The organism is Enterococcus sp. DIV0174 (genome assembly GCF_050529065.1).
GTDB classification, from domain to species: Bacteria; Bacillota; Bacilli; order Lactobacillales; family Enterococcaceae; genus Enterococcus_B; species Enterococcus_B thailandicus.
Genome location: NZ_CP172881.1, coordinates 492,875 through 516,825, shown reverse-complemented (window position 1 = coordinate 516,825; position 23,951 = coordinate 492,875). Strand labels below are relative to the sequence as shown.

22 protein-coding genes and 1 pseudogene are annotated in these 23,951 nt (G+C 36.2%); 8 read left to right on the top strand and 15 right to left on the bottom strand.

Annotated elements, in window-relative coordinates; genetic code table 11:
* The first annotated feature begins 2 nt into the window (after nucleotides 1-2).
* Together IGJ93_RS02500 and IGJ93_RS02495 are read left to right on the top strand one after the other, a co-directional pair.
* Nucleotides 3-638: an ECF transporter S component gene (locus IGJ93_RS02500; RefSeq protein ID WP_067481541.1), complete on the top strand. Its 636-nt coding sequence runs from the start codon at nucleotides 3-5 to the stop codon at nucleotides 636-638.
* Nucleotides 639-1,258: 620 nt separating this feature from the next.
* Nucleotides 1,259-1,351: pseudogene (locus tag IGJ93_RS02495) on the top strand (putative holin-like toxin); the annotation flags it as partial.
* A 294-nt stretch (nucleotides 1,352-1,645) separates the two neighbouring features.
* On the opposite strand, the gene IGJ93_RS02490 reads toward IGJ93_RS02495, so the two are convergent.
* Nucleotides 1,646-2,320 carry a glycine zipper family protein gene (locus IGJ93_RS02490; RefSeq protein ID WP_249024353.1) on the bottom strand — a complete coding sequence of 225 codons (675 nt, stop codon included), beginning with the start codon at nucleotides 2,318-2,320 and terminating at the stop codon, nucleotides 1,646-1,648.
* A 348-nt stretch (nucleotides 2,321-2,668) separates the two neighbouring features.
* Here IGJ93_RS02490 and IGJ93_RS02485 point away from each other — a divergent pair, with 348 nt between their 5' ends.
* Nucleotides 2,669-3,304, top strand: a complete 636-nt coding sequence (locus tag IGJ93_RS02485) for an SDR family oxidoreductase (RefSeq protein ID WP_067481539.1) — start codon at nucleotides 2,669-2,671, stop codon at nucleotides 3,302-3,304.
* A 44-nt stretch (nucleotides 3,305-3,348) separates the two neighbouring features.
* On the opposite strand, the gene IGJ93_RS02480 is transcribed toward IGJ93_RS02485, so the two are convergent.
* Genes IGJ93_RS02480 through IGJ93_RS02465 form a run of 4 tightly spaced genes read right to left on the bottom strand, consistent with a single transcriptional unit; the run spans nucleotide 3,349 to nucleotide 9,879 of the window.
* The gene (locus tag IGJ93_RS02480) at nucleotides 3,349-4,515 is read right to left on the bottom strand and encodes an EndoS/ChiA family endoglycosidase (protein WP_071868818.1); all 1,167 of its coding nucleotides are present in this window, start codon (nucleotides 4,513-4,515) and stop codon (nucleotides 3,349-3,351) included.
* Nucleotides 4,516-4,568: 53 nt separating this feature from the next.
* Nucleotides 4,569-5,897, bottom strand: coding sequence for a glycoside hydrolase family 125 protein (locus IGJ93_RS02475; protein WP_086270606.1), 1,329 nt, complete (start codon nucleotides 5,895-5,897; stop codon nucleotides 4,569-4,571).
* Nucleotides 5,863-8,499, bottom strand: coding sequence for a glycoside hydrolase family 38 C-terminal domain-containing protein (locus tag IGJ93_RS02470; protein WP_075491839.1), 2,637 nt, complete (start codon nucleotides 8,497-8,499; stop codon nucleotides 5,863-5,865). Before IGJ93_RS02470 ends, IGJ93_RS02475 begins: the two co-directional genes overlap by 35 nt.
* A 36-nt stretch (nucleotides 8,500-8,535) precedes the next feature.
* The gene (locus IGJ93_RS02465; RefSeq protein ID WP_067481531.1) at nucleotides 8,536-9,879 is read right to left on the bottom strand and encodes a PTS sugar transporter subunit IIC; all 1,344 of its coding nucleotides are present in this window, start codon (nucleotides 9,877-9,879) and stop codon (nucleotides 8,536-8,538) included.
* A 158-nt stretch (nucleotides 9,880-10,037) separates the two neighbouring features.
* Here IGJ93_RS02465 and IGJ93_RS02460 point away from each other — a divergent pair, with 158 nt between their 5' ends.
* The gene (locus IGJ93_RS02460; protein ID WP_071868815.1) at nucleotides 10,038-10,754 is read left to right on the top strand and encodes a GntR family transcriptional regulator; all 717 of its coding nucleotides are present in this window, start codon (nucleotides 10,038-10,040) and stop codon (nucleotides 10,752-10,754) included.
* 538 nt (nucleotides 10,755-11,292) lie between these two features.
* Here IGJ93_RS02460 and IGJ93_RS02455 read toward each other — a convergent pair.
* The 3 genes from IGJ93_RS02455 to IGJ93_RS02445 all read right to left on the bottom strand — a co-directional run bounded on the left by IGJ93_RS02455 (nucleotide 11,293) and on the right by IGJ93_RS02445 (nucleotide 15,123).
* Nucleotides 11,293-12,807, bottom strand: a complete 1,515-nt coding sequence (locus IGJ93_RS02455; protein WP_067481520.1) for a flavocytochrome c — start codon at nucleotides 12,805-12,807, stop codon at nucleotides 11,293-11,295.
* Nucleotides 12,808-13,203: 396 nt separating this feature from the next.
* Nucleotides 13,204-14,130, bottom strand: coding sequence for a UDP-N-acetylmuramate dehydrogenase (murB, locus tag IGJ93_RS02450; RefSeq protein ID WP_067481519.1), 927 nt, complete (start codon nucleotides 14,128-14,130; stop codon nucleotides 13,204-13,206).
* A gap of 72 nt (nucleotides 14,131-14,202) precedes the next feature.
* Nucleotides 14,203-15,123 carry a Gfo/Idh/MocA family protein gene (locus tag IGJ93_RS02445; RefSeq protein ID WP_067481518.1) on the bottom strand — a complete coding sequence of 307 codons (921 nt, stop codon included), beginning with the start codon at nucleotides 15,121-15,123 and terminating at the stop codon, nucleotides 14,203-14,205.
* A gap of 119 nt (nucleotides 15,124-15,242) precedes the next feature.
* Here IGJ93_RS02445 and IGJ93_RS02440 point away from each other — a divergent pair, with 119 nt between their 5' ends.
* Nucleotides 15,243-15,998, top strand: coding sequence for an exodeoxyribonuclease III (locus IGJ93_RS02440; RefSeq protein ID WP_071868814.1), 756 nt, complete (start codon nucleotides 15,243-15,245; stop codon nucleotides 15,996-15,998).
* An 81-nt stretch (nucleotides 15,999-16,079) separates the two neighbouring features.
* The gene (locus IGJ93_RS02435; RefSeq protein WP_067481646.1) at nucleotides 16,080-16,613 is read left to right on the top strand and encodes a 3'-5' exonuclease; all 534 of its coding nucleotides are present in this window, start codon (nucleotides 16,080-16,082) and stop codon (nucleotides 16,611-16,613) included.
* Between the two features lie 358 nt (nucleotides 16,614-16,971).
* On the opposite strand, the gene IGJ93_RS02430 is transcribed toward IGJ93_RS02435, so the two are convergent.
* The 4 genes from IGJ93_RS02430 to IGJ93_RS02415 all read right to left on the bottom strand — a co-directional run bounded on the left by IGJ93_RS02430 (nucleotide 16,972) and on the right by IGJ93_RS02415 (nucleotide 20,096).
* Nucleotides 16,972-17,496, bottom strand: a complete 525-nt coding sequence (locus IGJ93_RS02430) for a GNAT family N-acetyltransferase (protein ID WP_067485403.1) — start codon at nucleotides 17,494-17,496, stop codon at nucleotides 16,972-16,974.
* The gene (gene tsaE, locus IGJ93_RS02425) at nucleotides 17,489-17,962 is read right to left on the bottom strand and encodes a tRNA (adenosine(37)-N6)-threonylcarbamoyltransferase complex ATPase subunit type 1 TsaE (RefSeq protein ID WP_067485401.1); all 474 of its coding nucleotides are present in this window, start codon (nucleotides 17,960-17,962) and stop codon (nucleotides 17,489-17,491) included. The genes IGJ93_RS02430 and tsaE overlap by 8 nt, the downstream gene beginning before the upstream one ends.
* A gap of 321 nt (nucleotides 17,963-18,283) precedes the next feature.
* Nucleotides 18,284-19,264 (bottom strand): phosphate acetyltransferase, encoded by a 981-nt coding sequence (gene pta / locus IGJ93_RS02420; protein WP_071868813.1) that lies wholly within the window; start codon nucleotides 19,262-19,264, stop codon nucleotides 18,284-18,286.
* Between the two features lie 151 nt (nucleotides 19,265-19,415).
* A complete protein-coding gene (locus IGJ93_RS02415) occupies nucleotides 19,416-20,096 on the bottom strand; it encodes a uracil-DNA glycosylase (protein ID WP_067485113.1) in 681 nt (226 codons plus the stop codon).
* A gap of 125 nt (nucleotides 20,097-20,221) precedes the next feature.
* On the opposite strand from IGJ93_RS02415, the gene IGJ93_RS02410 reads away from it, so the two are divergent.
* Entirely contained in the window at nucleotides 20,222-21,094 is an 873-nt protein-coding gene (locus IGJ93_RS02410; RefSeq protein ID WP_067485117.1) for a Cof-type HAD-IIB family hydrolase, read from the top strand.
* A 26-nt stretch (nucleotides 21,095-21,120) separates the two neighbouring features.
* Nucleotides 21,121-21,636 (top strand): LURP-one-related/scramblase family protein, encoded by a 516-nt coding sequence (locus IGJ93_RS02405; protein WP_067485120.1) that lies wholly within the window; start codon nucleotides 21,121-21,123, stop codon nucleotides 21,634-21,636.
* A gap of 105 nt (nucleotides 21,637-21,741) precedes the next feature.
* Here IGJ93_RS02405 and tnpA read toward each other — a convergent pair whose 3' ends face one another.
* The 3 genes from tnpA to IGJ93_RS02390 all read right to left on the bottom strand — a co-directional run bounded on the left by tnpA (nucleotide 21,742) and on the right by IGJ93_RS02390 (nucleotide 23,713).
* Complete coding sequence (gene tnpA / locus IGJ93_RS02400) at nucleotides 21,742-22,197, bottom strand: IS200/IS605 family transposase (RefSeq protein WP_071868812.1); 456 nt, start codon at nucleotides 22,195-22,197, stop codon at nucleotides 21,742-21,744.
* Nucleotides 22,198-22,443: 246 nt separating this feature from the next.
* A complete protein-coding gene (locus tag IGJ93_RS02395; RefSeq protein ID WP_143139930.1) occupies nucleotides 22,444-22,971 on the bottom strand; it encodes a hypothetical protein in 528 nt (175 codons plus the stop codon).
* Nucleotides 22,972-23,116: 145 nt separating this feature from the next.
* Nucleotides 23,117-23,713, bottom strand: a complete 597-nt coding sequence (locus IGJ93_RS02390) for a hypothetical protein (protein WP_430596980.1) — start codon at nucleotides 23,711-23,713, stop codon at nucleotides 23,117-23,119.
* Nucleotides 23,714-23,951 lie beyond the last annotated feature (238 nt).

Genomic DNA, 23,951 nt, shown 5'->3' with positions numbered 1-23,951 from the left:
TGATGAAAAACACTAAAAATTTCACTTTAACCGCAATGTTTTTAGCCATTCTGATTTTATTAGCAGTCACACCACTTGGATTTATTCCGATTGGCCCAATCAACGCAACAACGATGCACATCCCAGTCATTATTGCTTCAATTGTTTTAGGACCAAGATTGGGTGCATTCCTTGGTGGCGTTTTTGGCTTCATCAGCTTAATTCGTAGCACAATTATTCAAACACCACTTTCCTTTGTGTTTTCACCTTTAGTCCCTGTAATTGGTACTACTCAAGGTAGCTGGAAGGCATTGTTAGTTGTGTTTATTCCACGAATTTTGATTGGAATCGTTCCCTATTTTGTTTATATGGGATTCAAACGTTTTTCTAAGAGAAACACTTCGCCTGTCGCATTATTTATCGCAGGATTAGCCGGTTCACTTACAAATACGATTTTAGTAATGAATTTGATTTATTTTTTATTCCAACAAGATTATGCGCAAGTAATTGGTGCGAATACCAATGCAGTCTATTCAGCGATTCTGGCTGTGATCTTTACTAGTGGTGTTCCTGAGGCAATTGTTGCGGGACTTGCTACTGCTGGTGTAGCAAGCGTATTGCTTAAATTGGTTAAGACGAACCCTACGCAAGAATTGTAAAAAAAGGTTGTGGCTCCAAGCGTTTAGCTTCAAGCAATAAGAATACTTTTCTAAAAATAGCTTCTCATATTTTTATGAAAAGAGGACTTATTGCCGAAGAAGCTGCTTGGGGAACACCGTGATTAAGGTTGTGGCTCCAAGCGTTCAGCTTCGAAAAAATAATGAGCAACTGACAAAAATAGCTTTCCATATTTTTGGACAGTTATGAATTATTTCGAGGAGTTGCTTGGGGAACACCGTGTATGAGGTTGTAAAAGAAGTGCCCAGCTCCAATAAATAAGAATAAATTACCAGAAATTGTTTCTCAAATTTTTGAGTAATTTGGGCTTATTTTGCAGGAGTTACTTCTTGAACACCGTGAATAAGGTTGTGGCTCCAAGCGTTCAGCTTCAAAAACGATCACCCTGAATGGTTAGTCTAGCTTTTATCACATTCATTAAACAAAATAAAGCAATAAAAAAGAAAGCCTTCCCAAACATTTACTTATGTTTAGGAAGGCTTATGCTATAATCAAATTTGACAGTAAAGTTGAATGACGGTGGTTACTTTTCGAAAGGTGGTGGTGCTTATGAATGTAAGTACTGGACGCTACGAAAGGAGTAACCTTTTTGTCCACATAGGAAACAATTCAAATCATTCTCGGCTTTGGTATGTTTACTATCGCATTGATTGGTTTGATTGTGGCTGTGCTTAAAAACGACAAAAAGAAATAGCCGTCACTTTAGCGAGACGACTAGCTATTTCTTTTTGATATAGGAATGTCTTTGCCACCGTCTTTAGCGGTGAAACTCAAAGATGATTAACTTTACTCCCATTTTTTTATTGTTCATTATGTATTTGATTTTTAATAGTTACTTTCCAAATAGTCGAAAACTATTTTCTTCGATTATTTTTATAGTATTTTATAAACAGCAATATTACTACAAAAACAGTCGAAAAGATCAGAAAATTTCTCATCGGAAACATATACGTAAACTCCTATCAGCTATCTTATAATCATTACATTATCAGATAGCACATTGTGTTTGTGAATCAAGGCTACAAATGGGAAATTCTGCTGTTAACGTCAGTCGAACACCACCTTTTGTTCTACCTTTATTAATCATAGCTTTAATGTCAGCCTGTCCTTGATTACAACGATTACTTAATATCCCAGCTCCAATAATAACACCGACGACAGCCCCCATAACTCCACCAATTACCGCTCCATAGGCTGCCCCATTCACAGCAAATCCTACAGCGGCACCGCCTAAATAATCTCTTAAGTTTGCTAAACCTGCCTTAGTGGTTGCGTACTCATTAATACCACCATTCACAAATTTTTCTGACCATCCATTACCTAATGGTACTATATAATCACCTAGAGTTTGAACTGCATAGCACATTTTGACTTCAGCACCATCATATTTTACTATAAGTGATTGAATCAAGTCTATCGTTTTTTGTGATTCTTCGTGAAGAGCTATTTGTTCTTTCATTTCTGGACTATTGATTTCATTAACAAATGCTTTGTACAAATTATTTGAGTCAAGTATGGTTATCTTCTCTGGTTGAAACATTTTATTTGTTTCTATACTATCATCATTTTCTGAAGCATAGATAACTTGAGAAGTACCTGGGGCTAATATACTCAGTAGCAACATACAAGACAACATCGTAATAATTAGTTTAACTTTTTTCATTTTAACACTCCCCTATATTTTTGTAAACGTTTACAAAAAATATTATAGCATACAGCTATTACTTCTATAATTAAATAACTCATATTATAAGGTAATATTTCATAGTCAGAAAGAATTAAATTGCGCAGAGAGGGTACTAAAAATTTGCTAGACTTTATATAAATATCAGTTTATTAGTTTGTTGGCTCCAAATTAAGTCTAGACTAACATTCTTAGACTATTCAACTCATTTTCTACTTTGATATATTATCTTTCTTTTTCATTCCCTTCCAAGGGTTAACACTGAACATTTAAATAACTTCGTGTTACTATGGGTGCGAAAGAAATTGAACTGAAAGGAAGATTCCTATGAACATTTTTGTTGTCGGTGCCAATGGTCAAATTGGTCGCCATTTAATCGAAGACCTTGCAAAGACTGACCACCAAGTTACTGCTGGTGTTCGTAATGTTGCCAAACAATCACTCGTTGAAGCAAATAACGTTACTTACGTTTCATTTGATTTGACTTGGACAGTAGAAGAAATGAGCAACACTTTTAAAGAAATCGATACAGTTATTTTTGCAGCTGGCTCTCAAGGAAAGAACTTATTACAAGTCGACCTTGATGGTGCAATCAAAACTATTCGTGCAGCAGAACAAGCTGCAGTGAAACGTTACCTGATGATTAGTGCTGTTTTTGCAGATAATCCAGCAAACTGGCCCGATTCAATGATTGACTACTACATTACAAAACATTATGCTGATGAGTGGTTGAAAAATCAAACGACTTTAGATTATGTGATTATTCAACCAGTTACTTTGACCAACGAAGAAAAAGTTTCACACATTCAATTAACTGCGCCTGGTGAACAAGCTGCTAAAACAATCAGTCGCCAAACAGTTGCTGCATTTTTAAGCCAATTAGTAGATACTTCCGCTTTTTCGCGAAAGACAATTGTTCTTTCTGAAGGAACTGAGGAAATTGCAAAGACACTAGCTAAATAGCAAAAAAATAAAGGTATGGCGAGTAGTTGCCATACCTTTATTTTTTATTTCATAAGTGTTAATTCATAAATTGGATCATAGGTGATACTTGCACCGTCATTTACGAAATCATTACTTGATCCTAGTAATACTTTGTTCACTTCATAATTAGATTGCGCAGAATTGATTTTTTCTAGGACTGAATTTTTTATTGGTCCTTCTTCACTTACTCGGTTCCAATGATGAATCGCAATATTTTTCGCTTGTTCTAAAGTAAATCCTTTTGCTTGCAAAATAGCCGTTTTTGTCCATAAAAAGTTTGACGGCACAACATGATTCAAATCATCTTCATTATATGTTCGCCCATCTCGATCCAAAGCATATAAAAACATTCCATATAATTGATGGTCTGCGGTAAATTTTGCTACTTTGTAGATATTACTTGTTTCATAAGGTTCTTTTGTGTCGTACCAACGGTTGTTGTCTTGCTCTTCAGGAAATGTCAAACCTGGCATAAAGCGCTCTTTTTCAATGACATTGGTATAATCATTGATTGCGCGTTGTGTTCGTGTGTCATCCGAGCCGTACTGTTGGTATCCTAAATAAGTGAAACTTGATGCAACATCTTGTAAAGGTGCCAAGTTGGAACCATTTGTGTCGTAAACAAAAACGGTCCCATTATTCGCTAGTGGCCCAATGTATTTCGCTAATGCTTTGATTACACCATCTGAAAGAGCAATGTCTGTGGCGCTTGGGAAAGTTTCCATATCAATATCAAGCCCATCAATACCATAAGCGCGTACATGTTCATCTAGTAATTGATTCGCATACGCATCAAATTCTTGTTCTGTTGGAAACGAACCAGCATAAGGGACTTTTAGCAATTCTGAATAATCAATTGCCTTGGTCAATTTCACACCGCGTGCATGCAGGTTAGGTACATAATGTTCTTTCAATTCCTTAAAAAAAGGTGCTGCTTTTTCTTCTTCCCCTTTTGGTACATAACTAAAGATGTTTACAATGTCGATCCCATAAGGAATGTCATCCATTGTCAGCCAATTTTCATCAGGTAAACTAGTGTTGACACCGTGCATCGTTTTATCGCGCCAAGCTCGATAGTAAACCATCGTCTGTGTTGAATGTTCTTGTTCTTGTCCATGAACTGTTACAGGAATAAAAAGTGTCATAGCAAAAAAAACGAGTGCAGCAAATCCAAACTTCATTTTCTTCATTTTGTTTTCTCCTCTTTTTCTGTAAAACATTCCGTCAAGCAGCATTTAACTATTCATTTTCCACCTAAATTCAAATAGTGAAAAACCAACCCACAATACGTCATATTCGCCCAAGAAAACCATTCTCTCGTATAATTCTCGGGATTATCCACATCAACTCCCTCATGACACTGCAAAGTTCCAGCGTCGTTTTTAGCAATTTGATCAATTTTTTCTTCAACAAAGTTACGATTCGTTGAAGTCAAGCCTTCCATCGCAAGTGAAATTGGCCAGACATAATTTGGTGGTGTATGTGGACTGCCAATTCCTGCCAAGTAGGTTCCAGAATAATAATAAGGATTTTCTTTACTTAAAATTTTCTGGCGTGTTGTTTGATAAAGCGGATTGTCTTCTTTCATGTAACCTAAAAACGGTAAAGATAATAAGCTAGGAACATTTGCATCATCCATAAATAAATGATTTCCTAAACCATCTACCTCATATGCATAATAACTTTCACCATTTTCGTCATTTAAAATAGCAAATTGTTGGACACCTTTTGAGATGTCTTCTTGTAATTTCTGGATTTTTTGACGTAATACTTCTTGGTCTTCTTTCGGTTTCACTGCTAATAATTCCAGCAATTGATCCAAGATAACTAGAATAAATAGATTTCCTGGAACAAAGTAACCATAAGTGCATGCATCATCACTTGGACGGAAGCCACTCCAGACCATTCCAGTATAATTTATCGGTGTTCCTCTTCCTTCTCTCGCTAAAGTATCTGATGGCGGACAATTTGTACGTTGGAAAAGATAATCTGATGATTCATGGTGCTGTTCCGTAATAAAAGTGTCAATTGCCAACTCAGCGACCGCCCAAAAATCAGGAGTCAAATGTGCTTCATAACCCGTTTTTTTGTAGAGATGAAATGCTAAGAAAAATGGCGCACATAATGAATCAATTTCAAATTTTCTTTCCCAAACTAATGGCGAAATTGGAATATTCGACGTGTCATTACTGTAATGACCACCACCAACTTCTTTGTTAAACGCATTAGAATAAGGATCATGTTTGATATACGTTAATTGTTGCTTCAATACGCCATGAATCAATTGTTTGATTGTCGGGACCTCATGGACGATTTCTAAATATGGCAAGACTTGAAAAGTTGAATCTCTTAGCCACATGGCAGGAATATCACCTGTAGCAACAAAGATTTCGCCATTTTCTCTCACAGAAACCGTATTCGTAATTGTATCAACGAGTGCATGTTGAAATAACTTTGTTGCTTTTGCATCTTTTAAATTGATAGTCATTGCATATTGTTGGATTTCATTGATTAAGTCTGTTTGATTGATCACGTCACTACTCCATTTCTTTTTGATTGAAAAAAATGCCATACGTTCGAATTTCACCTGGCTTGAAAGCACTCATCGGTAAAGTAGTCACATTTTCGCTTACCGAATCAATTACTTTCCCTTCCAAGTTCAGTAATTTTACTTCAGTAGGTGCATCAAAAGAGAGTTTACCTGGTGCTGTTTGCGCTACATCTGTTGGATTATACAAACGTAATTCAATCCCTGTTCCATCAATCGTTGCTTGAAGACTACTAAACACAACTGTCAGTTCATCGATGGTTACTTTTCCACGTGGGTCTTCAATAAGTGATTTTGGATTGACTGGGAAATATTGGATTGGTGTTGTAAAACGATTCAGTTCCTGCGTCTGATAGTCAAGTGCTTCTTGTGTTGTTTCTAAATAGTTGGTTTGTAACTTCTGGCTATCGAAAAATTCATCTAAAACAAGGCTGCCTTCGAACACAACTGTACCTACTAATTGGCTATCTGGTGTTGGAACAACTTTTGTTTGAAGTCCAGAGGCATCTCCGGGTCTTCGCAATGTATCTGGACGTCCCAAGTAGCCCACACCACGGAAAACAGTGATTGCTAATTGCTGCCTTTCGCCATCGATTACTTGAAAATCTTTCGTACCTCTAGTTAAAAATGACCAGCTTTCTTTTTCATCATGAAGATTGGCAAGATGTAACATTGGTCGCATACTTGTCGGTTCTTCTTTATACCCGATTTCTTTCCAATCAGGTAAATGTTTTTCTTCTATTGGACGTTTTATTATGCCAAATGGTGTATCACTTGTAGAAACCACGGCCTTTGTTTTTGTTGCAATCATCAAACGTAAGCGATGATCAAGCACTTGATTATCCAGTGTTAGATGCACATCAATCAAGTTCGTTTGCTTATTGCATTCCAGAACCATCGTATAGCTGACTGTTCCATCTGTTACTTGTTCTTTTCGTGAACATAGGTCAAAAGGTAATGCCCATTCTCCCTCAATCGTCATTCGACTAATCAAGTCCCCTTGCTCAACCATTGCGTGGTTATGCTGTGAAAAATCAAGTTTTAAGAACCAATCATTAAACGCTGGCGAATAATCATACGCGTCCCCTTCATCGCCACTGTCTTCAAACCATAAGAAATCATGGTACCATTTCTTCAATTCTTTTGAATAAAGGTTCAGTTTTCCTTCTTTCAATTGGATAACATACCAGTCATTTTCTAACTCCGTTGCTTTTGTGAGCTGTGGTACACTTGCAGTTGTTTCTTCGACCGTAAAACAAAGCCAGCCCATTGAAGGTAATGTACACTCGATTGCTACTTCACTTACATAATAATGTTCATCACTCATTGCCTCAGGATCTCTTCTCAAGAGTGCGGCATTTTCTCGTTTTTGACTTAACAGTTCAACTTCAACCGGTTGTCCCTTTTGATCGACTAATGAAAAAGTAGCTGTTTTAGTTGAAAGTGCTACTTTACGAATTGTTGTTAACTCAAAGGGTAACGGATTCCAAAGAAAAACTTGATTGTCTTGTCCGTGATTTAAAGAAATACTTAGTTTCCGCAATAAATAATCAACACAAGACTGAGCTTCTTGCAATCCATTAACCCCACGCAAATAAATGTCTTGATTTGTTTTATCGCTATTACAACCGCCTGCGCTATCATGAGCTTGTCCTCTAGCAACGATTTTCCATAGACTGGTAATCAGTCCTTGTTTAACAGGAATACCGTGATTTGCTGCTACGACAGATAGTGGTTCTAATTGGTAAGTCAAGCTACGTTCTAATCGATCATAAACCTGTTTCAAATCATATCTAGAAGAATAAATGCCACGATGAATTTTTGAATCAGATGGTTCAATAAATTCTCCAGAAAGTTCAGGCAGTTTTTCTGATTCGTTTTCTAAAGATTTAAAGAAAACCGGATAGTTGCTTTCAATGAATCGAGTAGCTTCTTCACTTTCTTGATTGGCTAAACTGATTCGTTGTTTCAAATCAAAGTCAACTGCTCGTTGGTCGCCACCAACAGGTAACAAATGGGTCTCACTCGGTGTCTGTGTACTGATTTTTTCTGCAAGCTCATCAAATTGATTTTGCTCAACCAATTCCACACCAGCATAGTAACCATTTTTAATATTAGCTGTTAGGACTTTTGAACCATCATTACTTGACCAGTAAAAATAACGGGCATTCGCTTCTCTTGGCATTCCTCGCCAAAATAATGCATGAGAAATATCAAATCCTTGATAAATTTTGGGCATATCTTGTCCTTGTCCAAAAGAATCTGGAAGATAACCAACTCGCATCACGCCACCTAGTGCTTTTGCTTCTGTAATTCCGATTTTTAGATTACGAACAATTGATTCACCTGAGGTAGTCATTTCATCAATTTGTGTAAACCATGGCCCAATAAATAAACGTCCTGCTGTCACAAATTTTTTGATTTCTACTTCTTTTTCTGGAAATAAAGCTAAATAATCTTCGATGATCGACATTTGACCATCTAACGTATAATAATCTAACTGATTCGTTTCTAAAGCTTCCAAAACTTCATCCATATGGAAAATAAATTGAACGCGTGCTTCTTGACGGGTAAAATACCATTCAAAATCCCAATGGGTATGTGCGACAGTGTAAATGTCTTTCATGCGTGCCACTCCTCTATTCTTCTACAATTCATGTTATTATTCAGCTGAATGCGCCATTAATTGATCGGCTGCTCGTTCTTGTCGTTGATTCAAAATGACAAAAGGTGCATACATAATGATGTCTAAGACAACCAATACAAAAGTCAAGATTACTGGACTGATATGGAATGCGCCTAAGACCCAAGTGCTAATAAAAATTGGTTCATTTCCTGAATTCAAAACAACTAATGGTACGACCCAGCCAAGTGAAGTCACCACATAGGCAATTACTGCATTGACAATTGGTACGACAATCCACGGAATAAACATCAATGGATTTAAAACAATTGGTAATCCAAAAATAACTGGTTCATTAATACCAAAGCATCCAGGAATCAATGCTAATTTAGCAACTTCTCGTTCTTTCTCACCTTTTCTCGTAAAAATCAACATGGCGATGATCAAGCCAAAGGTTGCCCCTGAACCACCAATCATTGCATAGACATTCGTCATTGTGTTTGGTGCAATTGAAATGCCAGCAAAACTTTGTGTTTCTGCAAATTTGGCAACATTTTCTAAGAAAACTGGTAACCAAAATGCGGAAACAACTCCCCAAACAATATTAAAACCATGTAATCCTAAGAACCATAAAATTTGTTGTAATAAAATGACAATAATGATTGCAGGCAATCCTGTTCCAACAGTCAACAGTGGTTTAATCAATACTTCAGAAATCATTTGTAACAATGAAACATATCCTAATGATTGGATTACAATGCGAAGAACACCAAAAATCAATAATACTTCACTGATTGGAATCAATGAGAAGAAGGAATCAAAAACATTTTGTGGGACATTTCCAGGCATCTTGATTGTAAATTTGCTTCGTGTAAACCGAGCAAATAAAGCAACGGCAATCATTCCAACAATCAACGCAGTAAACATTCCTTCATAACTGAAGAAAGAAGAAGCAAATCCTTCGATAATTTCCGCCTTAGAGTCGAGATAATTCACATTATTTGGTACCATTACAAAGTAAGCAGACAACGCAAGTAATGTTGCAATAATCGGATTTAAACGTTCATTTTTTTCTTTATGTTTTAGTTCAATTGCATAAGAATAAGCTGAAGAAAAAACAACAATAATGGCAACGATTCCTAATGTAGCATTTCCTAAGTAACCAAATAAATTACTGATATTTGTTAAAATTGCATTATCGATTCCTTGATTTTTAATCAATGCATCGATCTGCATTTTAATTAAATTTGAAAATGAGCCAACAACAGTAAACGGGATGGTGCGGACAAACGCATTTTTTACAGCTTGTAAAATAGTATTGCCTTCAACCCAAGCTGAAACTTTTAACAATGGTTCTTGAAGTTTTTGTACATCAAATTTCATAGTAATACTCCCTTTTCTACTTTTTAGAGAAAACGTTTTCTGATTTAATTATATACAACTAAGATAATTTGTAAACATTTAATTTTATAATTATATATACAAATTATCTATTTTATATTAAAATGTGTATACAAATAATAAAAAGTGAGGTTTACAAATTGTATAAATACCGTGAAATTTATTCAGATATCAAGCGTGATATTCTAACAAATCATTATCGTGCTGGGACTTTATTGCCTACCCAAGAATTTTTTGCAGAAAAATATGATGTTTCTCGTATTACGTTAAAAAAAGCACTATCTTTATTAGAAAACGAGGGATTAATATTTAGTAAGCAAGGATCTGGTACATATATTCGCCCAACAATTGAAAATAATACAAGTGAATTACTCCCTTTAGATCTGCCAGTTGGGGTAACTTACTCTCATCGTGATCAAGAAATCAAAAGTAATATTTTATTTTTTGATGCGCGTTTGCCTACAGAAGAAGAACAGCAAAATTTATCTTTAAATAAAACAGACCCTGTCTATGAATTTAAGCGTGTCCGTTTATTGAATGGTCAGTATTATAGTTTTGAACATGTTGTTATGCCTGTTGCAATCGCACCTATCACCGAAGAAATACTGCAAGGATCTGTCTATGATTATCTAGGGCATGAAGCCAAGTTGCAGCTGGTTGATGCGCGTCGAATTGTTTATGCAGACCAAGCAAATGAAGAAGTTAGTGCCTCTTTAAAAATCAAAAAAAATGATGCTGTATTGGTGATTGAGCAAATTGGTTACGATCAAAAAGGACGAGCATTTGAATTTTCAAAATCCTATTTTATTAGCAATCAAAGTAAGTTTGTTTTGGATGTACATTTAAAAAAATTGTGAAAGAAGTGTCCAGTCCCGATAAATAAGAATAAATTAACAGAAATTGCTGCTCACATTTTTGAATAGTTTAGACTTATTTTGAAGGAGTTACTTCTTGAACATCGTAAAAAAGGTTGTGGCGCAAAGTGGTTAGCTTCAAGTAATAAGGAATCTTTTCTAAAAATAGCTTTCTATATTTTTATGAAAAGAGGACTTATTACCGAAGAAGCTACTTTGGGAACACCGTAAAAGGTTGTGGCGCAAAGTGGTTAGCTCCGAACAGATAGCGAGCCGTTACTCTAAATAGCTATCCACACATACTTAGTTATAAGACCTGTAAAAAATAAACGGAACTGGGGCAAAAGTCGCCTAAATAGAAAAAACGCCTAAAATTCGTTTTTGAAAACGTTGATTTTAGGCGTTTTTTAAATTAAAAAATGTGTTAAGAACGACTGGACTTTTAGGTTTATCCCAGTCTCGTTTGTCCTACTGATTACTAGATTATAAAAAAACATTTTAAACAAAAAAGCTTGGGGCAACTGCTACCCCAAGCTCATTTTTAATTTTCAGAAACGAATTTAGCTGCTTGTTGACCAGCTTGACGTCCAAAAATAATAATTTCTGCTACTGAATTTCCACCAATTCGGTTATCTCCATGTAAGCCACCAGTTACTTCACCAGCTGCATATAAACCTTTAATTGGTTCATTATCTGCATTTAATACTTCTGTATTGGTATTAATTTTCACACCACCCATTGTATAGTGGATTCCTGGTGCGATTTTGATTGCATAATATTTTGGTTTTGATAGGTCATTATCCATTGCAGTTGTACGATTAAATTGTGTGTCATTTTTATCTGCTACTTCACTATTCCAAGTGTTAACTGTAGTTGCTAATGTTTCTTCAGGAACGTTGATTGCTTTGGCTAACTCTTCAATGCTGTCACCAGCTGTAACATAGCCTTTTTCATCATAGAAATCAATTGCTTTCGCGCGGTCGCGTACACCTTGGTCAAAAATCAAGTAAGCTGATTTGTCTGGTAAAGCAGTAATTGCTGCTGATACTTTATCACGAGTGTCCATTTCATTTACAAAACGTTCACCATCGTTATTGACAAGAATTGCACCCTCACCACGGACAACTTCGCCAATCAAAACACCTTTATCTTGCTGAACAGTTGGATGAATCTGAATTTTATCCATATCCACTGCTTGTCCACCAAGTTTTTCAATCATCTTGATTCCATCACCAGTTGAACCTTCTTGGTTAGTTGTTACATAGCCTTTTAGGTCTGGACGATATTCTTCAATCAACTCTTTACTTGCACCAAAACCACCAGTTGTTACGACAATTGCTTTTCCAGTGATTTCTTTTGGTTTTTCGCCTTGCACTTGAACAGTTACTTCATTCACTGTACCGTCATTTTTCTTGATATCTGTTACGTCTGTGTTTACAAAAATTGGAATCTCACGCTCATGAACGTTTTTCAAAAGACCTTCAACTAAGTACCCACCAATTGCAGAACCATCAGATGGACGATGTGTACGTTTTTCACTCATTCCACCAGTAATCGTTAAGTTATCTAAAGTAATACCATTTGTGTCTAACCAATCAATAGCGTCTGCTGAATGATCAACAAAGTAGCGTAACATTTCTTTGTCGTTCGTTCCTCCGCCACCTTTTAATGTTTCTTCATAAAACGCATCATTTGAATCTGTAATGCCATCTGCTTTTTGGAATTTTGTTTCAGAGGCATTCATTCCGCTTGAAGATTTTGAAGTATTTCCGCCCGCAACTGGCATTTTTTCTAAAATCACGGGATTTAGACCAGCATCTTTTGCCTCAATTGCAGCAGTCATTCCAGCTCCACCAGCACCAACAATCACTAGATCATAGGAATCTTTCATTTCTTTTGGATCAGTATATGCTTGCTCAGATGCACCAGAAGACACATCTGTTGTCTCTTTTGTACTTGAGTTTGATGATTCTTTTGAAGCTGAATTATCTGATGAACAGGCGCTCATCGTGATAACAGATGTAACAATAAATAAACTCGCTAATAATTTTTTCATTTTTTTCCTCCTTTTTCCCAAAGCCCATTATAAGTGAACAAAATCACAATAACAACTGCTATGAGAAAAATTTAAAAGTCATCTAAAAAAATCAGACACTACCAAGTATTTGATAAATAAAAACATAACATAATTTTTAATCGACAAAAAAAGTTGTGACAATCGTCACAACTTTTTTTGAAGTCTTCATCAGGTAATTACTCAAACAGATAATAAACTATTTTTTTGGTTATTCTTATTTACTCGAAGATGGATGCTTGAAGCCACAACCTTATCCACGGTGTTCCCCAAGCAGCTTCTCTCAATAATTCATAACTGTCCAAAAACATAAGCAGCTATTTTTGTCAGTTTCTCATTATTTTTTCGAAGCTGAGCGCTTGGAGCCACAACCTTCTTTTAAAATTTTGTTAAATTTTTTTCTGGAGCCAATTCACCAATGATTCGAACTTCCGTTTCTAAGTTTACATCAAACGTTTCTTTGATTACTTGCTGAATATGGCCAATCAATTCCACATAGTCTGTTGCTGTTGCATGATCAATATTGACAATAAATCCTGCATGCTTTTCAGAAATTTGTGCGCCGCCCCATTTTAAGCCTTGCAAGCCAGCTTCTTGGATTAATTGCCCAGTGTAATGGCCAACAGGACGTTTAAACACACTACCACAAGAAGGGTACTCAAGTGGTTGTTTAGACTGACGCAGTTCAGTTAGTTCATCCATTCGCGCTTTGATTTGTGGGTAATCCCCTTTTTTCAATTGAAAACGTGCTTCTAACACGATTGCCTTCATTTTTTGGATTTCGCTATGACGGTAAGAGAAATTCATTTCTTCATTAGTCAATGTTTGCATCGTTCCATCTTCAAGCAAAACATCTACTTCTGCAAATACATCCTTGATTTCACCATCATAAGCTCCGGCGTTCATATAAACAGCGCCACCAATACTTCCTGGAATTCCACAAGCAAATTCAAAACCTGTTAATGATTCTGCCAAAGCTGCGTAAGTTGTATCAATTAGTTTCGCACCCGCTTCTGCTACAACAACCATATCTTCTACATGAACAGCATTCATTTCAGTCAACATAATAACTACGCCACGAATTCCGCCATCACGAACGATCAAATTACTAGCATTTCCTAAAACCATCCAAGGAATTTGGTTTACTCTGCAATAATCAACGATTTCTTTGACTTCTTCTTTTCTCTTTGGAAAAGCAAGAACATCTGCTGGTCCACCAGTCTTGGTAAATGTATAATTCATCAACGGTTCATCTAAGAGCAAAGTTATCTCTGGTAAGTGCTTCATTACTTCTTCTTTATTCACTGAGGATTTTCCTTTCTATTAAAACATCCACATTATTCTATCACGCTTAAAACAAAGTTACTACCCTCGATGTTAAAGCAAGTGACGAAGCTGTGTCCGAATCATTTGTTCACAAAGTTCATGACTCTGATAAACCCCTGTTTGTTTTAACTGTTGATTGTTCGGTTGCGTGTGTTGGATCTGTTCAAAAAATGCCATAATCATTGGTTCAAATCCGCGTTTTTCTAAAGTGTTCGTCCAATCCCCAAACTCCTTTTGGCGTGTTTGTCCCTCCTGTTGAATCGTCATCTGTGTCAGATTACGAACTTCGTACGTCCCTTGTTCACTTGTTACTTGATACTGTTCTGTATTCGCACCACTTCTCAAGTCCATTGTTAAAATAGCCGTTTGATTCGCCGTTTCGAGATGCAACATAGCAAGTTCTAAGTAGTCATTCTTTTCAATAATTTTACTGTTCACTTGGGTAATTGGTTCATCCAATAAATAAACAGCTGTATCGACTAAATGTAAAAAGAGATCATACACAACAAATTCAGTTGTTTCTTGAGCAGCTATCCGATTTTTTTGTAATTGGATCAGACGTTTATTTGGCAATTGCTTCAATTCTTCAACCATTGGCGCAAAACGGCGATTAAACCCAATCATCAGCACAACCTGATGTTTTTTTGCCAAGGCTTGTAACTCAGCTACTTCATGCAACGAAGTACTTAATGGTTTGTCAATAAACACATGGATTCCCTGTTCTAAACATCTTTTTGCGAGTTCATAATGAACTTTTGTTGCTGCGTGAATCATACATGCTTCGATTTTTTCTGCAATCAATTCATCAATCGTTTCATACAAATGAGAAAATCCATACATCTCTTTGATTCTTTTTTTAGTTTGTTCATTTCTAGTTGCAAAATAAAAGGTCAATGTTCCTTGATTTTTTGCATACGTTGGTAGATATGCTTTTTCTGCAATGTTGCCAACACCGATTACGCCAATCTTCATTTGTTCTCCTCCAATAACGGTTTCTTAACTCAATCTTACACTATTTTTCATTTCGATAAAATTGAAGTACAATGAGAACAGAAAAAAAGACGTACTTAAAGTAAAAAGGAGTGTCTATTTTGAAACTTATCTCTTGGAATGTTAACGGCCTTAGAGCGATTATGAAGAAAAATTTTATGGAGGTCTTTCATGAACTAGATGCAGATTTCTTTTGTTTACAAGAAACTAAATTACAAGAAGGACAAATTGAGTTAAACTTGCCTGGTTATCATCAATATTGGAATTATGCAGTCAAAAAAGGTTATTCAGGTACCGCCATTTTTGCTAAGGAAGAGGCTCTATCTGTTTCTTACGGTATGGGCATTGATGAACACGATCAAGAAGGTCGTTTGATTACATTGGAATACCCAAACTTCTTCTTAGTTACCTGTTACACGCCCAACTCACAAAGCGAATTAAAGCGATTAGCTTATCGACTTGAATGGGAAAAATCTTTTGAAAATTACTTAAATGAGTTAGACAAACAAAAACCAGTAATTATTTGTGGTGATCTAAATGTGGCACATGAACAAATCGACTTAAAAAATTGGAAAACAAATCAAAAAAATGCTGGCTTTACCATTGAAGAGCGAACTGCCTTTTCACACTTACTTGCTACAGGATTTACTGATACTTTCCGTCATTTTTACCCAACGCAAGAAGGTATTTATTCTTGGTGGAGCTATCGCTTTAATGCACGGAAAAATAATGCTGGTTGGCGCATTGACTATTTTTTAACAAGTCGTTCTTTGGATAGCAACTTAATCGATGCCAAAATCCACACTGAAATTTTCGGTAGTGATCATTGCCCAGTTGAATTAGACTTAAAAATGTAAAGATTTATTTTGATTACTAGAAACAGTTTATTTTTCGATAATCTATGTTAGAATACTTTTTAAAAAGGAGGTTTTATGAAAATGAACTTCGTTGCAATGGACTTTGAAACGGCTAACCATCAACCATATAGTGCTTGTTCGTTGGCATTAGTGATGGTCCAAAATAGTCAAATCGTTGATGAATATTATACCTTGATCCAGCCTGAAACACCTTTTTTCTGGCGTAATGTTCAAATTCATGGGATTCATCAAGAAGATGTGCGAAATGCACCAAAATTTCCAGAGGTTTGGTCAACTATTCAGAATTATTTTCAACAAAATCGGCTGGTTGTTGCACATAATGCCGCTTTTGATACTAAAGTTTTAGCTGGCTGCTTAGACTACTATCAACTAGCTCAACCAAATTATTTATCATTATGTACGGTAAAAAGCAGTCGCAAACTATTTCCAGAATTCCCTAACCACAAACTCAATACGGTTTGTGAGAATCTCTCTATCTCACTAGATCATCATCACGATGCGCTAGAAGATAGTCGAGCTTGTGCTGAAATCTTGCTTTATCAAGAAAAGCATTTTGGGACGGAGCCACTTAAGAAATTGGTTACTTTGAAATAAGGTTGTGGCGCAAAGTGGTTAGCTCTGAAAAAATAAAGAATAACTGACAAAAATAGCTACTTATGTTTTTGGACAGTTATGAATTATTTCGAGGAGTTGCTTGGGGAACACCGTGGATAAAGGTTGTGGCGCCAAGCGTTCAGTCCAACAAGCTAGCGAACAGTCACTCAAAATAGCTTTTGATATTTTGAACTACCACAATCAAAACAAACAATTTTTTAACACTTAAAGACAAAAAAAGAGGCACAGTTTATAGTGTACATCGAAAGTTAGACCAGAATAGCTAACTTTTGGGGCACACTATGAGCCGTTCCTCTTTTTAATTCCCTAATCATTTTACTAGAAACACATCTTATACTTATAAATTCAAATAACTCATTTGATACACATCTAAAAATTCACCCGTATCACTTCGCGCACCTCTTGGCATCGTTGATTCAATTTTAAAACCCAATTTTTGATATAAATGTACTGCGCGTTCATTTCGAACTTGAACTTGTAACTCCAAGCGAAAAATTTCTTCACTGTTCTTTGCCCAATCAATCATTTCTTCAATCAGCAATGTTCCTAAACCAAAGCCCCAATACTCTTTTAGTAAACTAATTCCAATTTCTCCGATGTGAGCGATTCGGTATTCACTAGTAGCTTTTACGGAAGCTGTCCCAACAATTTTATCCCCAACTAAAGCAACCAATAACAAATTATTCGCACTTTCAGCCAAATAACCTAATTCTAAAGCAAGTCCTTCTGGTGACAATTGCAAGCCTTCTTCATCCATCACTAAAAATTCTGTTTCGCTGCCAACTTGTTTACTCATTGTCAAAATTTCTTGGGCATCTTCTGGAGCAGCTTCACGGATTACCACACTAATTTCCTCAGCCATTGATTTCTTCCCATCCATTTCGTATTCTTTTTTCAAAATCTGCTCCTTGACTGCCATATGCGCGGAACTTCACATAGCGTTTATCCAAATCTGTATCACTTTTTTCTAAAATCAGTTCCAAATAATCTTCTGGTACAGCTTCTTCCAGTAGATTTCCCCATTCAACAACAGAAAGCCCGTCACCTTCAAAATACTCATCTAATCCCAAGTCAGCACCACTTGCTGCCACGCGATAGATATCCATGTGATATAACGGTAAGCGTCCTTGTCCATACTCGCGAATAATCGTATAGGTTGGGCTTTTGATCATTTGATCGATGCCTAATCCTAAAGCAATTCCCTTGGTCATCGTCGTTTTTCCAGCACCAAGATCACCAGTTAGTATTAAATTGTCGCCTGCTTCAGCAACTTGCCCAATTACCTTCGCAAGTTTTTCTGTCATGTCTAATCCTGTTAATTCAATCATTTTTGGTTCACTACTTTCTATGATTCGTCCTGTTTCTATGTGCAAGTATAACGTGGAACAACCGATTTTTAAAGAAAAAATAAGAGTGTCGACCGAAGCCATACACTCTTACTAAAAATCAACTTTTCAAAAATAAAACGTTTATTGGTTTATTTGTTGGAGATGACCGCTTAAAGCTAACCACCTTGCGCCACAACCTTATTCACGGTGTTCCCCAAGCAACTCCTCGAAATAATTCATAACTGTCCAAAAACATAAATAGCTATTTTTGTCAGTTATTCTTTATTTTTTCAGAGCTGAACGCTTGACGCCACAACCTTATTAGTCCATCAAAGTTTGTGCTGCCGTAATAATTGACAATTTATAAACATCTTCTTCATTTGCCCCACGTGACAAATCAGAAACTGGCTTGTTTAGACCTTGTAAGATTGGACCAATTGCTTCAAAGTTACCAAAACGTTGCGCAATTTTATAGCCAATGTTTCCAGATTGAAGCTCTGGGAATACAAAAACAGTTGCTTGGCCTGCTACATCTGAATTAGGTGCTTTCAATTGTGCAACTGCTGGCACATATGAAGCATCAAATTGTAATTCACCATCAATCATGTATTGAGGTGCTAATTGTTTCGCAATTTTTGTTGCTTCTACAACTTTATCTACTTCAGCTGCTTTTGCAGAACCTTTTGTTGAAAAACTCATCAACGCAACTTTTGGCTCGATGTCGAATAATTCAGCTGTCTTAGCTGAGTCAACAGCGATTTCAGCTAATTCTTGCGCCGTTGGATTGACATTGATTGCACAGTCAGAAAAGACATATTTTTCTTGATCTCTTCCGCGAACCATAATCATCGCACCACTTGTACGACTCACACCAGGTTTTGTCTTGATGATTTGTAAAGCTGGACGAACTGTATCACCAGTCGAGTGAATAGCACCAGAAACCATGCCATCAGCAATCCCCATATAAGTCAACATTGTACCAAAATAGTTGACATCTTTTAAAATTTCTTGTGCTTGTTCTTTGGATGCCTTTCCATTACGACGTTCAACAAAAGCATCAACCATTTCATCCCATTGTGCATAATTAGCAGGGTCAATGACTGTAAATCCTGAAGCTTTAATCCCACGCGCATGGGCTGCATTTTTGATTTCTTCTGGGTTACCAATCAAAATTGGTTCCATCAATTCTTCTGCTTTCAAACGAGCAGCAGCGCCCAAAATTCTTGCATCAGTTGCTTCTGGAAAAACGATTTTAATACCACGACGAACAATTTTAAATCTTAAATTATCAAACAATTCCACGAGATGACCTCCAGATATTTTATATACCCAATCATACACTATTCTCAAAAAAAAGAACAGTTTATTTTATCTGTATTAGTCATAAATGCTATAAAAATGAAGTTTTTCACATAGATGCAAATCTGCACTATAACAGGAAAGCGCTGTTTTATTACACTGTTTCAGGCAGTTGCCATTCAATTGGTGTTTCGCCTAAAGCCACCAATGCATCGTTTGCTTTCGAAAATGGTTTCGAGCCAAAAAAACCACGATGTGCTGACAGCGGACTTGGATGTGGTGAAGCCAAAATGACATGGCGACTGCGATCAATCATTTTGATTTTTTCTTGAGCTGGTTTGCCCCATAAAATAAAAACGATTGGCTGTTCCCGCTCATTTAATTTTTCAATGATTCGATCTGTTAATTGTTCCCAGCCTTTTCCACGATGTGAATACGCTTGTCCTTCTCGAACAGTCAAAACAGTATTTAACAATAAAACGCCTTGCTTTGCCCAAGAAACCAGATTTCCATGTTGTACTGGCACGATGCCCAAATCTGACTGCATTTCTTTATAAATGTTCACAAGTGACGGTGGTGTCTTCACACCCGGTTGCACCGAAAACGATAAGCCATGTGCTTGATTCACACCATGATAAGGATCTTGACCCAGAATGACTACTTTGACTTTGTCATAGGGCGTTAATTCTAATGCTTCATAAATATGATACATATCGGGATGTATCTTTTGTGTTTGATATTCTGTTTTTAAAAATTCACGTAAAGATTGATAATAAGGTTTTTCAAATTCATCTGCTAAGATTTCTTGCCAGCTATTATGAATGATTTTTTTCAAAATCCTTCACCTCCTTTTCAAAGGATAACCTACAAATTATTCTTAAACAAGGGACAATCTTCCTCGCGTTGCCTCCTTAATATGGTAAACTAAGAAGAAGAATTAGAAAGGAACGGTAAACAATTATGATCAAACTAATTGCATCCGACATGGATGGTACATTATTAGATTCACACATGAGCGTGACACCGGAAAACGCCGAAGCGATTCGCTTTGCTACACAAGCTGGAATCGAATTTATGGTAGCTACTGGTCGTAATTATCAAGAAGCGCGTGCCGCTTTAGATGAAGTTGGTATCGATTGTGCGATGATTACTTTAAACGGTGCACAAGTTTTTGACAAAGAAGGCAATTCTCTTTTTACAGTTGCCATCCCTCACCAAGAAGCAGCGCTTGTACTAGATATTTTAGATCAAAATAAAATCTATTATGAAGTTTCAACCAACAAAGGCTTGTATTCTGAAAGCCAAGCAAAAAGAATAGAAAGCTTCGCCTCCATGGTTGCTACACATTTACCACATTTGACTTACAAAATGGCCATCGCAATGGCTTCAGCAAATTTAGAATTACTTCATATTAATTACATTGATAGTATTCGTGATCTTTTGCAACAAGACGAGGAAATTGAAGTTTTGAAAATTATTTGTTTCCATAATGAAGGGCCAAGTGTTCTCGGTCCTGTCGGCAAACAAATTGATGAACTTGGTAATCTAACAGTTACTTCTTCTGGTCAAAATAATATTGAAGTCAACCATAAAAATGCTCAAAAAGGAATTGCTGTCGCACACGTTGCAAACGACCGTGGCATTTCTTTAGATGACGTCATGACTATTGGAGATAATTTCAATGATGTCAGTATGTTGCAGGTAGCAGGTGTAAGCTTTGCTATGGGGAATGCAGAAATTGACGTGAAAGAATATGCAAAATACACAACTGCGACGAATTTAGAATCTGGCGTTGGCAAGGCAATTTTACGTGCAATTGCTGAAGACTTATAGTTTTTAGTTAGAAAAGAGGGATAACGATGTCAGAATTTTTCATTCAAGAAAAACAGCTTAGTCGTGCGACTCGGACAATCGTTAAAAACGAGGATGGTCAATCACTTTTCTTAATGGTTGGTCGTTGGGGAACGAAAGGCGATGCACTTTCGCTTTATTCAATGAATGGAAAACTCGTTGCGCACATCAAGCAAATCAGCCTGACATTTGGTACTCGCTTTGAACTTTACAAAGATTTTGAAAAAGTTGGCACCATGCAAAAGATTTTTAATTGGCCAGGTGATTTTTATTATATTCGTCACCTTCATTGGACAGTTCAAGGGGATATTTACAATCACCGTTACCACATCCATCATTTCAATCAGCCGATTATGGCGATGAACAAAGCCACTTTGTTTACTGGTGACTACTATGTACTAGATGTGACCAAAGATGAAGATGCGCCACTTTGCATTTGTATTGCTGCTGTTTTGGATTATTGGCTCTACCACAAAAACAAAAATAAGGAACATCCACTTGATTTTCGATTGGATCTGAATTAACGCCTCTCAGTAAAAAGCCCTAGAAGGGCTCACTACTTGCTGCTCCCTTCAAGGGAGCTTTTTTAAAAGACCGCCAACCGCTCTCTCTCTATTTTTTTCTAGTCTTTATTTGCTAAATAGATCGCTGTACTCTCTTTTACTTATACTATCTCTTACTCGATCTTCCGCTTCTTGTTCTCGTATATATTTTGCAATTGTTTTTTGATTGAATCCTACAGTACTCACGTAATATCCTTTGGCCCAAAACGATCGATTTCCATAATTATATTTCAGATTCCCATGACGCTCATGTATAATTACAGCACTTCTCCCTTTTAAATAGCCCATAAAACTTGATACACTCAGTTTAGGCGGGATTCTGACTAACAGATGAATATGATCTGGCATCACATGGGCTTCGATAATTTCTACCTTTTTCATTTCACACAGTTTTCTCAATATTTTCCCAATGTCTTGTCTCAACTTTCCATAAATGACTTTTCGTCTGTATTTTGGTGTAAGCACAATATGATACTTACAATTCCATCGAGTATGTGCTAAACTTTTATCGTCATTTGACATAAAAACTCCTTTCGATTTGATAACGGTTGGTAGCCTTTATCTAGTATATCGAAAGGAGTTTTATCGCTAAAGCTACTTCTTCCACGCGCAGTACGCGTGGTTTTTTTGTTTCAATCGCTTTACCGATTGAAACCGACTAAAGTCATGAGTAAAAAACTGCAGACATCATCCTTTTTTGGGACTTTGTCTACAGTCTGAGTAGTAGGTATCCTTACCTACTACTTTCAAAATCGAATTCTTGACAAATTAGTTAGCCTGAACAAAATAATTAAAATCAGCGATAGTGTTGCCCTGAAATCGTGTGTAACTCCCCTTTTCGATTTTAAAAAAAGATGGCACGCCAGAAATCTTTAGCTTAGCATACATTATCTGCTTTTCTTGAAACGTCAACATCTCAGTATCTATATAAAAGATAGGCTGGTCTATCTTTTGGTTCGTATAAGCAGTATAGCGTATGAAGGACCGACAAAACTCGCAAGTGATTCTTCCAACGTAAAGATAGCCAGTTTTTTTATTGAGGTTAGATAAATCAGAAGAAATGTTCGTAAATTTCTCTGTGTGTTTCTTATAAAATCGTTTATTTTCTTTTGTCAGTTCCAAGTCGCGTTTATCTACATTTATTAACATCTGTTGATTTGTAAATGATTCTACTGGAACCATTGAATGGTCATATTTTGCATAAGCAAATACGCTACAAAGAATTAGAATAAAAAGATACCCAAATAAAAACCACTTTTTTTCCTGTTTTTCTTCTTTCGATAATTTTGCTAGCATATAAATTGTCATGAATATGTTTATGGCGATAAACAAGTTTATGTATCTGATGATGTTATAAGTATGAGAAGTGATCAGATCAAATCCCCCATAACCTCCGAAAATAACAGCAAACGAAACGATGACTGGTAAGCAGTAGAAACTCTTATGCACAGTTTATTGCCATCCAGGATAATGTTCCCACCAATGCTATTACTGTAAATTCTGCACCAGCGAATTCAACAATTAAAGCAGCCACTTCACGCCATGCCATTTGTTTAATGAACCCCATAACACCAGCACTAATAATTGCAGACCATAAAGTTGCACCAATGAAATCTTTTATCGAGCTTGACATACAATCTAAAAACGCACCACGAACCAAATTATTTTGTCGTACTAAACTGAAATCTTTTATTTCGGAGTATCCCTGAGAACTAGTTAACTTTGTCCCATACTTTTCTTCTAGCTTCGCATAATCAATACCAACAATTTCTCCTTGTTCATTTGTTAACAAAGTTTGTGTAAACATAAACTCTAATTCACTGGCTACTTTATCTATCTCTGCTTTTTTTTGCTGATTAGATAAATTAGCAAAAACCATTTTTGATTTTTTAATTCCTTTTTGAAAATTCATACTTCCGCTTAATTCTACCTTTGATAGCTGATTTTTTTCAATGGTTTGAGCTGAAACCGATATAGGCACTACTACACTAAGTAAAACTAACAGTACAGAAAATAGTACAAATACTTTTTTTGACATAATTGTTCCCCCTGTAAGTATTATTTTTTTGAATTCAGCTGATTTCAAAAATAGCTTAGCATAAAATAACAAAAATAAAAAATGTTAATTCACATATCTCAACAACAGATAACTTAAATAAGCAAAAAAACCACTTTCAATCCATTTAAAATAACTAATTACCTATAAAAAATCATCAATTTCTCTCATAATTTAAATTTTCATGTAGTTTTCCACAACCAAAACAAAAAAAGTTGAC

What these genes read in the sequence shown, in the direction of transcription:
- IGJ93_RS02445 (WP_067481518.1), bottom strand. Translation starts at nt 15,123, where the DNA reads ATGAAGATTGGCGTAATCGGTGTTGGCAACATTGCAGAAAAAGCATAT.
- IGJ93_RS02500 (WP_067481541.1), top strand. Translation starts at nt 3, where the DNA reads ATGAAAAACACTAAAAATTTCACTTTAACCGCAATGTTTTTAGCCATT.
- IGJ93_RS02435 (WP_067481646.1), top strand. Translation starts at nt 16,080, where the DNA reads ATGAACTTCGTTGCAATGGACTTTGAAACGGCTAACCATCAACCATAT.
- IGJ93_RS02455 (WP_067481520.1), bottom strand. Translation starts at nt 12,807, where the DNA reads ATGAAAAAATTATTAGCGAGTTTATTTATTGTTACATCTGTTATCACG.
- IGJ93_RS02430 (WP_067485403.1), bottom strand. Translation starts at nt 17,496, where the DNA reads ATGGCTGAGGAAATTAGTGTGGTAATCCGTGAAGCTGCTCCAGAAGAT.
- IGJ93_RS02410 (WP_067485117.1), top strand. Translation starts at nt 20,222, where the DNA reads ATGATCAAACTAATTGCATCCGACATGGATGGTACATTATTAGATTCA.
- IGJ93_RS02390 (WP_430596980.1), bottom strand. Translation starts at nt 23,713, where the DNA reads ATGTCAAAAAAAGTATTTGTACTATTTTCTGTACTGTTAGTTTTACTT.
- tsaE (WP_067485401.1), bottom strand. Translation starts at nt 17,962, where the DNA reads ATGATTGAATTAACAGGATTAGACATGACAGAAAAACTTGCGAAGGTA.
- IGJ93_RS02490 (WP_249024353.1), bottom strand. Translation starts at nt 2,320, where the DNA reads ATGAAAAAAGTTAAACTAATTATTACGATGTTGTCTTGTATGTTGCTA.
- IGJ93_RS02405 (WP_067485120.1), top strand. Translation starts at nt 21,121, where the DNA reads ATGTCAGAATTTTTCATTCAAGAAAAACAGCTTAGTCGTGCGACTCGG.
- IGJ93_RS02465 (WP_067481531.1), bottom strand. Translation starts at nt 9,879, where the DNA reads ATGAAATTTGATGTACAAAAACTTCAAGAACCATTGTTAAAAGTTTCA.
- IGJ93_RS02485 (WP_067481539.1), top strand. Translation starts at nt 2,669, where the DNA reads ATGAACATTTTTGTTGTCGGTGCCAATGGTCAAATTGGTCGCCATTTA.
- IGJ93_RS02480 (WP_071868818.1), bottom strand. Translation starts at nt 4,515, where the DNA reads ATGAAGAAAATGAAGTTTGGATTTGCTGCACTCGTTTTTTTTGCTATG.
- IGJ93_RS02395 (WP_143139930.1), bottom strand. Translation starts at nt 22,971, where the DNA reads ATGCTAGCAAAATTATCGAAAGAAGAAAAACAGGAAAAAAAGTGGTTT.
- IGJ93_RS02470 (WP_075491839.1), bottom strand. Translation starts at nt 8,499, where the DNA reads ATGAAAGACATTTACACTGTCGCACATACCCATTGGGATTTTGAATGG.
- IGJ93_RS02475 (WP_086270606.1), bottom strand. Translation starts at nt 5,897, where the DNA reads ATGGCATTTTTTTCAATCAAAAAGAAATGGAGTAGTGACGTGATCAAT.
- tnpA (WP_071868812.1), bottom strand. Translation starts at nt 22,197, where the DNA reads ATGTCAAATGACGATAAAAGTTTAGCACATACTCGATGGAATTGTAAG.